The organism is Chelativorans petroleitrophicus, from assembly GCF_025398195.1.
GTDB classification, from domain to species: Bacteria; Pseudomonadota; Alphaproteobacteria; order Rhizobiales; family Rhizobiaceae; genus Chelativorans; species Chelativorans petroleitrophicus.
On the sequence record NZ_JAODNV010000011.1, the window covers coordinates 69952 to 83024 of the forward strand.

Sequence of the window (13073 nt, forward strand, 5' to 3'; positions counted from 1 at the left end):
TTATGTGCGGCATCCCGTCGCGTCAACCAGCACACGCACTTTGAGAAATCAAAACCCAGCCGAACCCGCTTGCGATATTATACGGCGGCTGCATGATAGGGGCGTAAAGCGGAGAAAAGATTGTGAACAGGACCAATCGGGCGAGGCTCGACATACGCAGCGTCGACGAGATCACCGGCAGCCGCAGGCTGCGCCGCATGCGCAAGGCGGACTGGTCGCGCCGGCTGGTACAGGAAAACCGCCTTTCGGTGGACGATCTGATCTGGCCCATCTTCCTTACGGAGGGAGAAGGCCGCGAGGAGCCTATCGCCGCGATGCCCGGGATATTCCGCTATTCCGTGGACCTGCTGCCAAAGCAGGCCGAACGCGCCGCCCGCCTCGGCATCCCCGCGATCGCCACCTTCCCCAATATCGACATGGCGAAGCGCGACACCACCGGTTCCGCCATTCTCGACCCGGACAATCTGATCAATCGAGCGACCCGCGCTATCAAGGAAGCGGTGCCGGAAATCGGCGTCATCACCGATGTGGCGCTCGACCCGTTCACCGATCACGGCCATGACGGCATCCTGCGGGACGGCATCATCCTCAACGACGAAACCGTGGAGCAGATCGCCGAGGCGGCGGTTCTGCAGGCGGCCGCGGGTGCCGACATCATCGCACCCTCGGACATGATGGACGGGCGCGTCGGCGCCATTCGCGATGCCCTCGACGCCGCCGGCTTCCAGCATGTGGCCATCATGTCCTACGCTACCAAATTCGCGTCGGCATTTTATGGCCCCTATCGAGAGGCAGTCGGCACGGGCGGACTGCTGAAGGGAGACAAGAAGACCTACTATATTGACCCTGCCAACACTGACGAGGCGCTGCGCGAGACGGAGCAGGACCTGTCGGAAGGCGCTGACATGGTGATGGTGAAGCCAGGTCTGCCCTATCTGGACATCGTGCGGCGCATCAAGGACACGTTCGCCGTACCCACATTCGCCTATCAGGTGTCTGGCGAATACGCGATGATCAAGGCGGCAGCGGCCAATGGCTGGATCGATGGCGAGAGCGCCATGATGGAGAGTCTCACCGCCTTCAAGCGCGCCGGATGCGACGGCGTCCTCACCTACTTCGCGCCCCAAGCGGCCGAAAGGCTGCGCAGTTGAGACTGGCGGCTTCTTGACAATCCGCCGGCATTCCCCATCTGCGGTCCAGGCGGATTGCCGCGGTTCACGTGAGGCTCATCAATGGCAGTTAAAACGATCGATATTTCGCTTAATGAGGACCGCTTTGACGCGCGGGCATTTTCCGGCGTCCGAACGCGGCGCATCATCGCCTTCTGTATCGATTACATATTGATTGCGCTTCTTCTCATACCCGTGGGCCTTCTGGTGCTGTTGCTCGGCCTCATCACCATCGGCCTCGGCTGGTTGCTCTTTTCGGTTCTGGGGCCGCTGACTGCCCTTCTGTACGTGGCCGTGACGCTGGGCGGGCGGCACCAATCGACCATCGGGATGCGCATGATGGATCTGCGGCTGGAAAGGCTGGACGGCGGACGGGTGGACCCGTTCCTGGCCATCGCTCACACGGTCCTCTTCTGGATCGGCAATGCGGTGCTGACGCCCTTCATCCTGCTTCTTGCGCTTATCACCCGCTACAAGCGCACGCTGCACGATCTCCTACTTGGCACCGTGGTCGTGCGCGCCTGACAAAAGGCTTCCTGCCCCTGCCCTGTTTGCAAGGTGCAAAGTTGCGCTCAACTGACGGCTCAGGGCAATTCCATCCTTGCGGCATATTTCGCCGTGCTTATTCTCTGGCCCATTCGCGGGCCCGCAGCCCGTGACCAACTGAGCAGTGGTGCGGGCGATGGCCGACTTTCATGTCTGGATGACCTACGCGATCATCCTGGTGACTGTTGTTGCCTATGCAAGCGACCGCTTCGCGCTGGAGCAGGTTGCGCTCGCAAGTCTCGCGGCATTCCTCCTTCTCTTCGGCATCTTCCCCTTCGAGCATCCCGGGCATGGAGCCATCCATGCGGAGAATCTTCTGGCGGGCTTCGCCAATCCGGCGCTCGCGACCGTGCTGGCGCTGCTGATTGTCGGTCAGGGACTTTTCGCCACGGATGCCATGGACGCCCCGGCGCGCATCATCGGCCGGCTTGGCGGCCGCTCTCACTGGCGGGCCATCGCCTTAACGGTGCTCACCGCCGCGGCCGTGAGCTCAGTGCTCAACAACACGCCGGTGGTAGTCATTTTCATTCCCGTGCTTGTGGCGATGGCCGCCAAACAGGGCTTTGCCCCGTCCAAGGCGCTGATGCCCCTCTCCTTTCTCACCATCCTCGGCGGCATGACTACCATCATCGGCTCGTCAACGAACCTGCTGGTGGCCGGCGTGGTCGCGAACTTCGGCATCGGAGTCGGCTTCTTCGACATCACCATTCCCGGGCTGGTCCTCGCCCTTGCTGGTGCAGTCTATGTGCTGGGGATCATGCCGCACATTTTGCGCGACGCGGGCAGCGAAAAGGATTTCCGGCAAAGCGTGTCGGGCACGCACTTCATCGGCGAGATCCGGCTCACCCCTGGCCATCCGTTCCTTGGTATAGAGTCGCGTTCCGGCCTTTTCCCCGGGCTAGGTGAACTCACGCCCAAATTGATCATCCGCCGCGGCATGAGCTTCTATCCGCCCTTTGACAACGTGACGCTCTCAGAGGGTGACCGGCTGGTGATCACGGCCACGCGGCGGGCCTTCATGAAGGCCCTTTCCCAAGGCGGCGCCGGCATCATTTCCAGCGTCGATTCGGAACGCTTCATGAAGACCGGCGATCCGACCCAACCGCTCGGGCCGGACTACCACATCGCCGAGGCCATCATTCCGCCAGGCTCGCGCCACGCCGGCCGAACGATCCGCAATGCCGGCATCGACACAACGCACGGCGTTCATATGTTGGGCGTCCAGCGCAAGCATCGGATGGGACGCACACCGCTTTCGGAAATCCGGCTGGAGCCGGGCGACACGATCCTCATAGGCGGCAGCGACCGCGCGCTGGAGGAGTTGCGTCAAAGCCATGATCTGCTGGTGCTGGAATGGTCTGCAGAACCGGTGCCGCAGCCCCGCAAGGCTGGAATCGCATTCACGATCTTCGCCGCAATCGTGGTGACGGCTGCCTTTGACATACTGCCCATCGTCGCTTCCTCCATTACCGGAGCATTCGCGATGATAGTCACCGGATGTCTTACGCTTCCGCAGGCGGCCCGGGCTTTCGACCGTCAGATCTTCCTGCTGGTCGGATCTTCTATCGCTGCCGCGACCGCGCTGGAGCAGACAGGAGGCGCCCAGCTCATCGCGGAAACAGCCGTCAGCCTGCTGAACGGGCAGAGCGCCGCCGTGGTGATGTCAGGTTTCTTTGCGGTGGTTGCGCTGCTGACCAATGTTCTCTCAAACAACGCTACGGCGGTCCTCTTCACCCCGATCGGCATCGGCATAGCCCAAGCGATCGGCGCGCCGCCAATGGCTTTCATCGCCGCCACGATCTTCGCAGCCAACTGCTCCTTCGCCACCCCGATCGGCTATCAGACCAACCTGCTCGTCATGGGGCCAGGCCATTATTCCTTCGGTGATTTCGTCCGGGCAGGCACGCCGCTGGTCATAATAATCTGGTTGACCTTTTCCCTCTTCGGTCCATGGTATTATGGATTTTGAAGGCCTGGCAGAAGGCCCGCGCGAAGCATCCGCTTGAGAAGAACGCCTGCAGAAATGACGCAGCACTCCGCCCATTCGCCTCAGTTCTTCCTTACGGCGCCCTCGCCCTGTCCGTATCTCGAAGGACAGTACGAGCGGAAGGTTTTCACGCATCTGGTGGGCGCCAAGGCGCCCGAACTCAACGACCTTCTTACCCAGGGCGGCTTCCGCCGCTCGCAGAACATCGCCTACCGGCCCGCCTGCGAGAATTGCCGGGCCTGCGTGTCGGTGCGCATCCTGGCGCAGGAGTTCTGTCTGTCGAAGAACATGAAGCGCATTCTCAAGCGCAACGCCGACCTCATCGGCACCGCGCGCCCGGCGGAGCCATCGACGGAGCAGTATTCGGTGTTCCGCGCCTATCTGGACGCGCGCCACCGGCGCGGAGGCATGTCCGACATGACAGTGCTCGATTATGCAATGATGGTGGAAGATACACATGTCGACACCAAGGTGATCGAATACCGTCGCCGCGGACCCGATTCCTTCGTGACCGGACGTGGCGAGGGAGAGCTTCTGGCCGTGGCGCTCACGGACCAGATGAGCGACGGTCTTTCGATGGTCTACTCCTTCTACGACCCGGAACTGGAGGGTCGCTCTCTCGGCACCTTCATGATCCTCGACCACATCCGGCGGGCAGCGGCGGCAGGCTTGCCGCATGTCTATCTCGGATATTGGGTGAACGGATCACGCAAGATGGCTTACAAGGTGCGCTTCCGCCCGCAGGAGCATCTGGGCCCCAATGGCTGGGTCCGGTTTCAGCAGGAGGACTAACCGAAAGGCGAGGTCCTCCACGCAGTTGCCGTAATATAACCCTTATCTATGCGACAAAATTTAGGTTGATGCCTGCAAGGTTGCGGCTATTCAGGATAACCGGCCGTTGCGGCGGGGTGGTAAGTGCAGCAGTTCGGCGGCGTGAGAAATGAGAGCCGTGTTCGGGATCAATCATGTTCGTGATCGGACAGTAGTGCTCGGGGAGAGCCGATAAGGTCTGCCCATGTCGGCCCTCGAAACGTATCGGCCCATCAGGAACAGTGACATGTTGCAGGTAGCGAACGGACCCAAGAATCTTGCGCTTCTGACGGCGAACGGAGCGAGCATCCGGCGCCATAAGTACTTCCGCGATCTTCGGGTTTTCCTGCCGTTCGTTGTGCTTGCCGCCGCTCTGCAGGTGGCGACCTACCTGTTCATCGTTATTCGCGCGGGCCGGACGGACTGGGGGAACATGTCTACCGTCCTGGCTTTCACCGCCGCCATCCCCCTCATTGCCGCAAGCACGCTCAGTGCCTTCCGGCGCCATGAGGCGCCGATCACGGTTGCTGTCATCGTTTCCATGGTTCTGACGGCGTTCGTGGTCGCCTTCCTTTCTGCAGCGCGTATTCCGCTGAGCTACACCAGCCTTATGTGGTCGCTGCCAGTGTTTCCCCTCGTCATGGCCTATGCGAATCTGAAATTCCACCAGTCCGTGGGAGACCGGGTGGCCATCCTTCCGTTTGACCGGGCCGAGTGGCTGCAGAGCGTGCTCGGCACCAACGTGCCGATCCTGTCTTCGCACGACGTGGATTTCAGCAATGTCGATGCCGTCATCATCGACCCCAGGGAGCATCTCTCGCAGAAATGGCTCGAAATGCTGACCCGCTGCCACATGAGCCGGGTGGAGATCATACCCTGGCCCCTATTCATCGAGACGCGCCTGGGGCGGGTCGACATCAGCACGTTCGAAATCGCCCATATAACCTACAGTCCAAGCCAGATCCTCTACATGCGTGCCAAGCGGGCGCTGGACATTGCCGCCGTCATCCTGACCCTGCCCATAACCCTTCCGCTCGGATGTCTAGTGGCCATCTACATTCTGCTGAAGGATGGCCGGCCGATGCTTTTCGTGCAGAAGAGGCGCGGCTATGGAGCCCGTTCCTTCAACCTCTACAAATTCCGTACGATGTATAACGGGTCGTCGGGAGGAAGCACCGAACGCGGCGACAAGCGCATCATTCCCGGCTGCCATGTGGTCCGGCGGCTGCGGCTCGACGAGCTGCCCCAGCTTTACAACGTGCTCATCGGCGAGATGAGCCTCATAGGCCCCAGGCCCGTGGCCGAATATGTGGAACGCGATTCGATCGCTGTGGAGCCCAAGTACGAGCTCCGCACCCTCATCCGCCCTGGCCTGACCGGATGGGCTCAGGTCACCTCTGGCTACGCTGCGACCGTCGAGGAGGAGCTCGAGAAGCTGGCCTATGACCTGTATTACATCAAGCGGATCTCGTTCGACCTCGACCTGCTGATCATCTTTCGCACCATAAAGACTCTTGTTCTCGGGAAAAGCGCTCGCTGATTACGGCCTCAGGGTGGCCTCTCCCTTCAGAGCGCACCGGGTTAGCTGAGTTCGGAAAGCGGAAGAGCCTCTGTCTTTTTGTTCCTGGCTCCATGAAAGAAGCCAGTGTCCGTCCGCACCCTACGAGCAACAGACTGAACCATCAGGAATTGGATCGAAACCCGGCACATCCTCGCTTTCAGGTTTCCGAGAAAACCCGGAAGGGAGACAGGATCTTGCCCATGCAGATTCCGGACGGAACTGTGGAAAAACAATATGTTAGAGCAATTCAAGGGTTTCCACGAAATCCGAACTGCTCTAATGTAGAATCTGCGACAGGAAGAGCTTTGTGCGTTCGTGCTGCGGGTTGTCGAAGAATTCGGCCGGCGTGTTCTGCTCCACGATCTGCCCCTGATCCATGAAGATCACGCGGTTGGCCACCTGGCGAGCAAATCCCATCTCGTGGGTGACGCAGATCATGGTCATGCCCTCGTGGGCCAGATCCACCATCGTGTCGAGCACTTCCTTGATCATCTCCGGATCGAGCGCGGAGGTGGGCTCGTCAAAAAGCATGATGCGCGGATTCATGCATAGCGCGCGGGCAATGGCCACGCGCTGCTGCTGCCCGCCGGAGAGCTGGCCCGGATATTTGTTCGCCTGCTCGGGGATGCGCACCCGCTCAAGATAGTGCATGGCTATCCGCTCTGCCTCGCGCTTCGGCATTTTGCGCACCCAGATGGGCGCCAGCGTGCAGTTCTCCAGAATGGTCAGATGCGGGAACAGATTGAAGTGCTGGAACACCATGCCGACTTCGCGTCGCACCTCATCGATCTTCTTGAGGTCGTTTGTCAGCTCGATGCCATCGACGATAATCCGGCCCTTCTGGTGTTCCTCGAGCCGGTTGATGCAGCGGATCATGGTGGACTTGCCGGAACCCGAAGGGCCGCAGACCACGATGCGCTCGCCACGCATTACCTTCAGATTGATGTCGCGCAGCACGTGGAACTCGCCATACCACTTGTGCATGCCGATGATCTCGATGGCAACCTCCGTATCGGAGATCTGCAGTTTGGAGCGGTCGGCCTGGGTGTCTACACCGGTCGCGTTCTGGGCAGCCATGTTCCTTCTCCCTGAATCATCGCCTGTGGCCGGTGTGAAGCCGGCGTTCCATGAAAATTGAATAGCGCGACATGCTGAAGCAGAAGAGCCAGTAGATGAATGCCGCAAAGACGAGCCCCGTCGCGGCCGTCGTCGGGGTAATCCAGTTCGGGTCCGAGAAACCGCGCCGCACCGTCCCCAAGAGATCGGCCAGTCCGATGATGTAGACTAGGCTCGTATCCTTGAACATGCCGATGAATGTGTTCACGATACCCGGAATGACGAGTTTGAGCGCCTGCGGCATGATGACCAGACGCATCATCTGCCAGTAGCCGAGCCCCAGTGCCATTGCCCCCTCATACTGGCCTTTGGGCACCGCCTGCAGCCCGCCGCGCACCACCTCGGCCATATAGGCGGCGGAAAACAGCGCCACGCCGATGAGCGCTCTCAGAAGCTGGTTGAAGGTCACGCCGACCGGCAGGAAGAGCGGAATCATGAAGGTCGACATGAAGAGGACGGTGATCAGCGGCACACCGCGCCAGAATTCGATGAAGACCACCGAGAACAGGCGGACCGCCGGCATGCTGGAACGGCGGCCAAGCGCAAGCAGTATGCCGAGCGGCAGCGAAGCCGCAATGCCCGTGAGCGCCACCACCAGCGTCAGCATCAGCCCACCCCAAAGATTCGTGGGCACGGGGCGCAAGCCGAAGTCTCCGGCCAGAAGCACGATCAGCATAGCGACGACGAACGGCGGCAGCAGAACCCTCAGGAGCACGCCGTTCTGCTTTGCTCCCGCACGAACGGCGGCAAGCACGCTCGCGCCAGTCGAGGCAAGCGCCGTAAGGAACGAAAGCAGGGCCAGCGGCGAGAAGCGGAAGGTCAGAAGCACCATCCGTCCGCCCGTAACAACATTGGCCAGTATGAGGAGAAGGAAAGCCAGCGCAACCAGCCACGTGGCAACCCTGATCAGCTTCGGCGATACACCGGGATTGCCGGAGGCGAAGATGATCGAAAGGAAGGCCGCCACGATGAAAAGCAGCGCGATCCAGCTTCCGCTGATAGTAAACCGGCCGCCGGTAAGCAGAACCAGCGCTACGAAGGGATAGACGATCAGCAGAAGAACGGCGTTCAGGCGCTTGTAAGGCACGGCTGGAATGGCCAGCCCAGCCCCCAGAATGACAAGCAGGAGCAGCGCCAGATCGACACGCCAGCGCTCATCCAGCGGATAAAGACCATACATGAACTGGCCGAGCTTTGCCGAAACGAAAGCCCAGCAGGCGCCAACCGGTCCGCCCTCGCCGGCAAGGCAGGCCTGGCGGTCGCTGCCGACGAAAACGCCGGAAAGCAGCGCCCACTCGATAATGTTCCATGCGGCCCAGACGCAAAAGATGCTCAGGGCAATGGTCAGGACCGCATCAAAGGGCGTGGCGAAAAGGTTCTTCCGCACCGTCGCCAGCAAACCATATTCGCTCGGCGGCGGCGGGAGCGCCGGCTTCTGCTCGCGGGCGACGTAAAAGGCGACTTGTTCCTGCATGCCTCCTCCTACCGCTCCACGAGCGCCACGCGGGCGTTAAACCAGTTCATGAAAGCCGACGTGACGACGCTGAGACCCAGATAAACAACCATCCAGATCGCAACCACTTCGACCGACTGCCCCGTCTGATTGAGCACCGTGGAACCGACCGCCACCAGCTCCGGATAACCGACCGCGAGGCCGAGCGAGGAATTCTTGGTCAGGTTCAGGTATTGGCTCGTGAGCGGGGGGATGATGACGCGGAAGGCCTGCGGCACGACGACCAGCCGCAGCGTCGCGCCACGCGTCAGCCCGAGCGCATAGGCGGCCTCCGTCTGCCCCCATGAGACGGCCAGAATACCGGCGCGCACGATCTCGGCAATGAAGGCGGCGGTGTAGAAGGAGAGCGCCAGAAAGAGCGCCAGGAACTCTGGCTTGACCTGCCATCCGCCCACAAGATTGAAGCGTGTCGCCTCCGGAAACTCGAAGGTAACCGGCAAGCCGCTCACAACAAAAACCGCCAGCGGCAACCCTAAGATGAGCCCCAGGTTTGGCCACAGCAGGGATCGGCGTTCTCCGGTGCGCATCTGCCGCAGCCGGTTCAGCCGGGCAAGCACAAGCGCGCCCGCGATGCCGATGAGGAAGGCGACGAGCGTCCAGATCGCCACCGGATCGAACCTTGCCGCCGGCATCTGCAAGCCGCGGTTGGACAAATAGGTGCCGAACGGCAGTTCCACCGCCTGACGGGGCAGAGGCAGAACGGAAAGCACGCCGAAATACCAGAACAGGATAACCAGCAGCGGCGGGATATTCCGGAAGGTCTCGACGTAGACCGTCGAAAGCCCGCGCACGAGATAGTTGCGCGAAAGGCGGCCTACCCCGATGATGAAGCCTATGATGGTGGCAAGGGCAATCCCGGAACCGGCTACAATCACCGTATTGGTGAGCCCGACCAGCAGGGCGCGGCCATAGGTGGAATTGCTGCTGTAGTCGATCGGCAATTGGGCAATGTCAAAGCCTGCCCGGGAGGACAGAAAGCCGAACCCGGACGCGATTTTGGCCTGCGCGAGGTTTTGCACCGTGTTGTTGATGAGCCATGCGGCAAACGCCAGAATGGCAATGATCATCACGATCTGGATGATCAGCCCACGCACTCTGGGGTCGCGCATGAGGGTCACGCGCGGCTCGGAAATGCTTGCAGCTTCAGCCGTCATTTGATCCGCCATAGGCGCCATCGGCCCACTCGGGCCGGGTCGGCGTCGTGTCGCCAGGAACCGCGCCCGCGAAGGCGCGGTTCCTCGTTGTCAGATCAGCGGATCGGCGGCGCGTAATGCAGACCGCCCTTCGTCCAAAGGGCGTTCATGCCGCGCTGAATCTTGAGAGGCGTCTCCGGCCCGACATTCCGGTCGAAAATCTCGCCGTAATTGCCGACCGCCTTGATGACATGAACCATCCAGTCTTTGGTGAGGCCGATGTCCTCGCCAAAGGTTCCGTCCAGGCCGAGAAGACGGCGGACATCGGGATTGTCCGAATTCAGCATCTCGTCGACATTGTCCTGGGTAATACCCAGCTCCTCGGCATTGAGCAGGCCGAAATGAACCCACTTCACGATGTCGAACCACTGTTCGTCACCCTGGCGCACGGCGGGGCCAAGAGGCTCCTTGGAGATGATCTCCGGCAGGATGACGTGCTCGTCGGGATTGGCAAGCTCCAGACGCGAGGCATAAAGGCCGGAGGCGTCCGTCGTCAGCGCGTCGCAGCGGCCCTGCTCATAGGCGGCGTTCACATCCGCCTGCGATTCGATGACGACCGGATTGTAATCCATGTTGTTGGCGCTGAAGTAGTCAGCAAGGTTTAGCTCCGTGGTGGTGCCAGCCTGCACGCACACCGTGGCGCCCGAAAGCTGTAGAGCGGAGGTGACATTCAGGTCCTTGCGGACCATGAAGCCCTGCCCGTCATAGTAATTCACGCCGACAAAGTTGAGGCCGAGCGCGGTGTCCCGGTTCATCGTCCAGGTCGTATTACGCGCCAGCATGTCGACTTCGCCGTTCTGCAAGGCGGGGAAGCGCTGCACAGCCGAAAGCGGCGAATATTCCACCTTGCTGGCATCGCCCTCGAACACGGCTGCGGCCACCGCCTTGCAATAATCGATATCGAGGCCCTGCCATTCGCCCTGATCGTTCTGTGATGCAAAGCCCGGCAAACCGGTATTGACGCCGCAACGCAGAACGCCCCTGCTCTTCACATCGTCGAGCGTGGCCGCGGACGACGGCGCTGCGGCCAGAGCGACAAAGGCCGAGCCGAGCAATACCTTGATCAGATGCTTCATGATTGTTGACCCTTTTTTCTTAACGCGCAGGGCTTATCCCCTATGAAACGTGCAAAGCCAGCCACCTCAGCCACCCCCGCGGCGGCCTGGCGCCGAGCTTTTCTCCCAAGCACGGCGCCCATCGAATGCCATAATTCAGCGCGGGTCAAGAGAGAATACCGCTGAAACACAGGCTTGTGCAGCGCATACGCAGAGCCTAAGCGGGTCTGCAAACGGGAACAATCGTGAGAGGCAAGAATGGCATCCAACGGAAGAAAGGCCGGTCCCAATACGAGGCTCGCCCATATGGGCAACGATCCGCATGGCTTCTACGGCTTCGTCAACCCGCCGGTCGTGCACGCCTCGACGGTTCTGTTCCCCGATGCGGCCACGATGGCCGCGCGCAACCAGAAATACACCTATGGCACGCGCGGCACGCCGACGACAGAGGCACTGGCCCGGGCGATGGACGAGCTGGAGGGATCCGCCGGAACCATCATCGTGCCGTCAGGGTTGGCGGCGATCTGCGTGCCGCTTCTGGCCTTCCTGTCGGCGGGCGACCATGTGCTGATCGTCGATTCGGTCTATCATCCGACGCGCCGTTTCGCCGACACCATGCTTCAGCGCCTGGGCGTAGAGGTGGAGTATTACGACCCTCTGATCGGGGGGGATATCGCCCGGCTGATGAAGCCGAACACGAAGGTCGTCTTCACCGAATCGCCCGGCTCCAATACCTTTGAGGTGCAGGATATCCCGGCCATCGCCGCAGCGGCCCATGCGGGGGGCGCGGTGGTGATGATGGACAACACCTGGGCCACGCCCCTCTTCTTCCGCCCGCTCGATCACGGCGTCGATATCTCGATCCACGCGGCGACCAAATACCCGGCGGGCCATTCGGACGTGCTCCTGGGCACCGTCTCGGCCAATGCCGCGACCTGGGAAACCCTGCACGAAACCTTCATCACGCTTGGCGTGTGCGCCGGGCCGGACGACGTCTATCAGGTGCTGCGCGGCCTGCGCACCATGGGCGTGCGGCTTGCCCGCCACCAGGAAAGCGCGCTCGCCATCGCTCGCTGGCTGGAAAGCCAGCCCGGCGTGGCGCAGGTGCTGCATCCCGCGCTTGAATCGCATCCTGGCCATGCCATCTGGAAGCGCGACTTTTCGGGCTCCAGCGGCATCTTCTCCTTCGTGCTATTCGGCGGCGGGCAAAAGCAGGCGCACGCATTTCTGGACGCGCTCGAAATTTTCGGGCTCGGGTGGTCGTGGGGCGGCTTCGAGAGCCTTGCCACACACGTTTTCCTTGGCGATCGGACGATCGCCAAGGGCGATTACGCCGGGCCGATCATCCGCCTGCAGATCGGTCTTGAGGACGTGGACGACCTCAAGGCCGACATCGAGCGCGGGCTTGCGGCCGCCGCCCGGGTTTGAACTCTGCCTACCGGTCGGGGCGTGCCGAAAAGCTGGGTGTGGCCTTTGGCAAAAGGGAGCGTAGAGGGGAACCAGCCTGTTCTCCCTTCTCTCGCGCTTTAGCCTGTAGAGCGTGTGGGCACCCTCGACGCAGGTTGGCGGCAGGCATTAAAAATCATGGACCGGTCGCCTACTATCGCGCTTTTCCATTCCCGCTGCGTCGACAATTTCCCTCTGCGCAAAATTCGAGTTTTCAGTCGCGCTCCCAACCTGCGACCATTCCTGAGCGCGCCGTAGGATAATCCGCGAACGGCCTTGCATTGGAGGCGGTGTTGACATCCAATTTCATGTGTAATATTTTTCTTACACATGAAACGGAACAACGATACAAACCCGTCGGGAGATCAGTTGCTGCGTGTATTCTCGGCGCTCGCCAATCCACATCGACTTAGGATCGTGGCGACGCTCAGCGCGAACGGCCGCAACTATATCAGCCAGCTGGCGCGGGAGGTGGGCATCAGCAGACCGCTCTTGCATCTGCACCTGCAGAAGCTGGAGGAGGCGGGTCTGGTAACCAGCAAGCTGGAGCTTTCGGATGATGGAAAGGCGCTCAACTACTTTGAGGTCACGGATTTCAAGATCGTGGTCTCTCCACGAATGATCGAGACCGCCGTCCAGACCCTGACGGCAGACAGCAAGAAACAAGGAGACTGAGA

General features: G+C 61.1%; 11 protein-coding genes. 7 read left to right on the plus strand and 4 right to left on the minus strand.

Features of this window, described 5'->3' with window-relative positions; genetic code table 11:
- Positions 1-122 precede the first annotated feature (122 nt).
- The 5 genes from hemB to NYR54_RS11035 all read left to right on the plus strand — a co-directional run bounded on the left by hemB (position 123) and on the right by NYR54_RS11035 (position 6052).
- Positions 123-1151 (plus strand): porphobilinogen synthase, encoded by a 1029-nt coding sequence (hemB, locus tag NYR54_RS11015; RefSeq protein ID WP_261515707.1) that lies wholly within the window; start codon positions 123-125, stop codon positions 1149-1151.
- A gap of 81 nt (positions 1152-1232) precedes the next feature.
- Positions 1233-1694: an RDD family protein gene (locus NYR54_RS11020; protein WP_261515708.1), complete on the plus strand. Its 462-nt coding sequence runs from the start codon at positions 1233-1235 to the stop codon at positions 1692-1694.
- Positions 1695-1851: 157 nt separating this feature from the next.
- Positions 1852-3684, plus strand: a complete 1833-nt coding sequence (locus NYR54_RS11025; RefSeq protein WP_261515709.1) for an SLC13 family permease — start codon at positions 1852-1854, stop codon at positions 3682-3684.
- Between the two features lie 54 nt (positions 3685-3738).
- A complete protein-coding gene (locus tag NYR54_RS11030) occupies positions 3739-4494 on the plus strand; it encodes an arginyltransferase (RefSeq protein WP_261515710.1) in 756 nt (251 codons plus the stop codon).
- Between the two features lie 265 nt (positions 4495-4759).
- The gene (locus tag NYR54_RS11035; protein ID WP_261515711.1) at positions 4760-6052 is read left to right on the plus strand and encodes a sugar transferase; all 1293 of its coding nucleotides are present in this window, start codon (positions 4760-4762) and stop codon (positions 6050-6052) included.
- 297 nt (positions 6053-6349) lie between these two features.
- Here the strand turns inward: NYR54_RS11035 and NYR54_RS11040 are convergent, their stop codons facing one another.
- The 4 genes from NYR54_RS11040 to NYR54_RS11055 all read right to left on the minus strand — a co-directional run bounded on the left by NYR54_RS11040 (position 6350) and on the right by NYR54_RS11055 (position 10974).
- Positions 6350-7150: an amino acid ABC transporter ATP-binding protein gene (locus tag NYR54_RS11040; protein ID WP_261515712.1), complete on the minus strand. Its 801-nt coding sequence runs from the start codon at positions 7148-7150 to the stop codon at positions 6350-6352.
- Positions 7151-7166: 16 nt separating this feature from the next.
- Positions 7167-8663, minus strand: coding sequence for an amino acid ABC transporter permease (locus NYR54_RS11045; RefSeq protein WP_261515713.1), 1497 nt, complete (start codon positions 8661-8663; stop codon positions 7167-7169).
- A gap of 8 nt (positions 8664-8671) precedes the next feature.
- On the minus strand, positions 8672-9856 hold the full coding sequence (locus NYR54_RS11050; protein ID WP_261515714.1) for an amino acid ABC transporter permease: 1185 nt from the start codon (positions 9854-9856) through the stop codon (positions 8672-8674).
- 95 nt (positions 9857-9951) lie between these two features.
- Positions 9952-10974 carry an amino acid ABC transporter substrate-binding protein gene (locus NYR54_RS11055; RefSeq protein ID WP_261515819.1) on the minus strand — a complete coding sequence of 341 codons (1023 nt, stop codon included), beginning with the start codon at positions 10972-10974 and terminating at the stop codon, positions 9952-9954.
- A 234-nt stretch (positions 10975-11208) separates the two neighbouring features.
- Here NYR54_RS11055 and NYR54_RS11060 point away from each other — a divergent pair, with 234 nt between their 5' ends.
- Positions 11209-12378, plus strand: coding sequence for a cystathionine beta-lyase (locus tag NYR54_RS11060; RefSeq protein WP_261515715.1), 1170 nt, complete (start codon positions 11209-11211; stop codon positions 12376-12378).
- Positions 12379-12765: 387 nt separating this feature from the next.
- Complete coding sequence (locus NYR54_RS11065) at positions 12766-13071, plus strand: ArsR/SmtB family transcription factor (protein ID WP_261515716.1); 306 nt, start codon at positions 12766-12768, stop codon at positions 13069-13071.
- Positions 13072-13073: the final 2 nt, after the last annotated feature.

What these genes read in the sequence shown, in the direction of transcription:
- NYR54_RS11060 (WP_261515715.1), top strand. Translation starts at nt 11,209, where the DNA reads ATGGCATCCAACGGAAGAAAGGCCGGTCCCAATACGAGGCTCGCCCAT.
- NYR54_RS11035 (WP_261515711.1), top strand. Translation starts at nt 4,760, where the DNA reads ATGTTGCAGGTAGCGAACGGACCCAAGAATCTTGCGCTTCTGACGGCG.
- NYR54_RS11020 (WP_261515708.1), top strand. Translation starts at nt 1,233, where the DNA reads ATGGCAGTTAAAACGATCGATATTTCGCTTAATGAGGACCGCTTTGAC.
- NYR54_RS11050 (WP_261515714.1), bottom strand. Translation starts at nt 9,856, where the DNA reads ATGACGGCTGAAGCTGCAAGCATTTCCGAGCCGCGCGTGACCCTCATG.
- NYR54_RS11025 (WP_261515709.1), top strand. Translation starts at nt 1,852, where the DNA reads ATGGCCGACTTTCATGTCTGGATGACCTACGCGATCATCCTGGTGACT.
- NYR54_RS11040 (WP_261515712.1), bottom strand. Translation starts at nt 7,150, where the DNA reads ATGGCTGCCCAGAACGCGACCGGTGTAGACACCCAGGCCGACCGCTCC.
- NYR54_RS11045 (WP_261515713.1), bottom strand. Translation starts at nt 8,663, where the DNA reads ATGCAGGAACAAGTCGCCTTTTACGTCGCCCGCGAGCAGAAGCCGGCG.
- NYR54_RS11030 (WP_261515710.1), top strand. Translation starts at nt 3,739, where the DNA reads ATGACGCAGCACTCCGCCCATTCGCCTCAGTTCTTCCTTACGGCGCCC.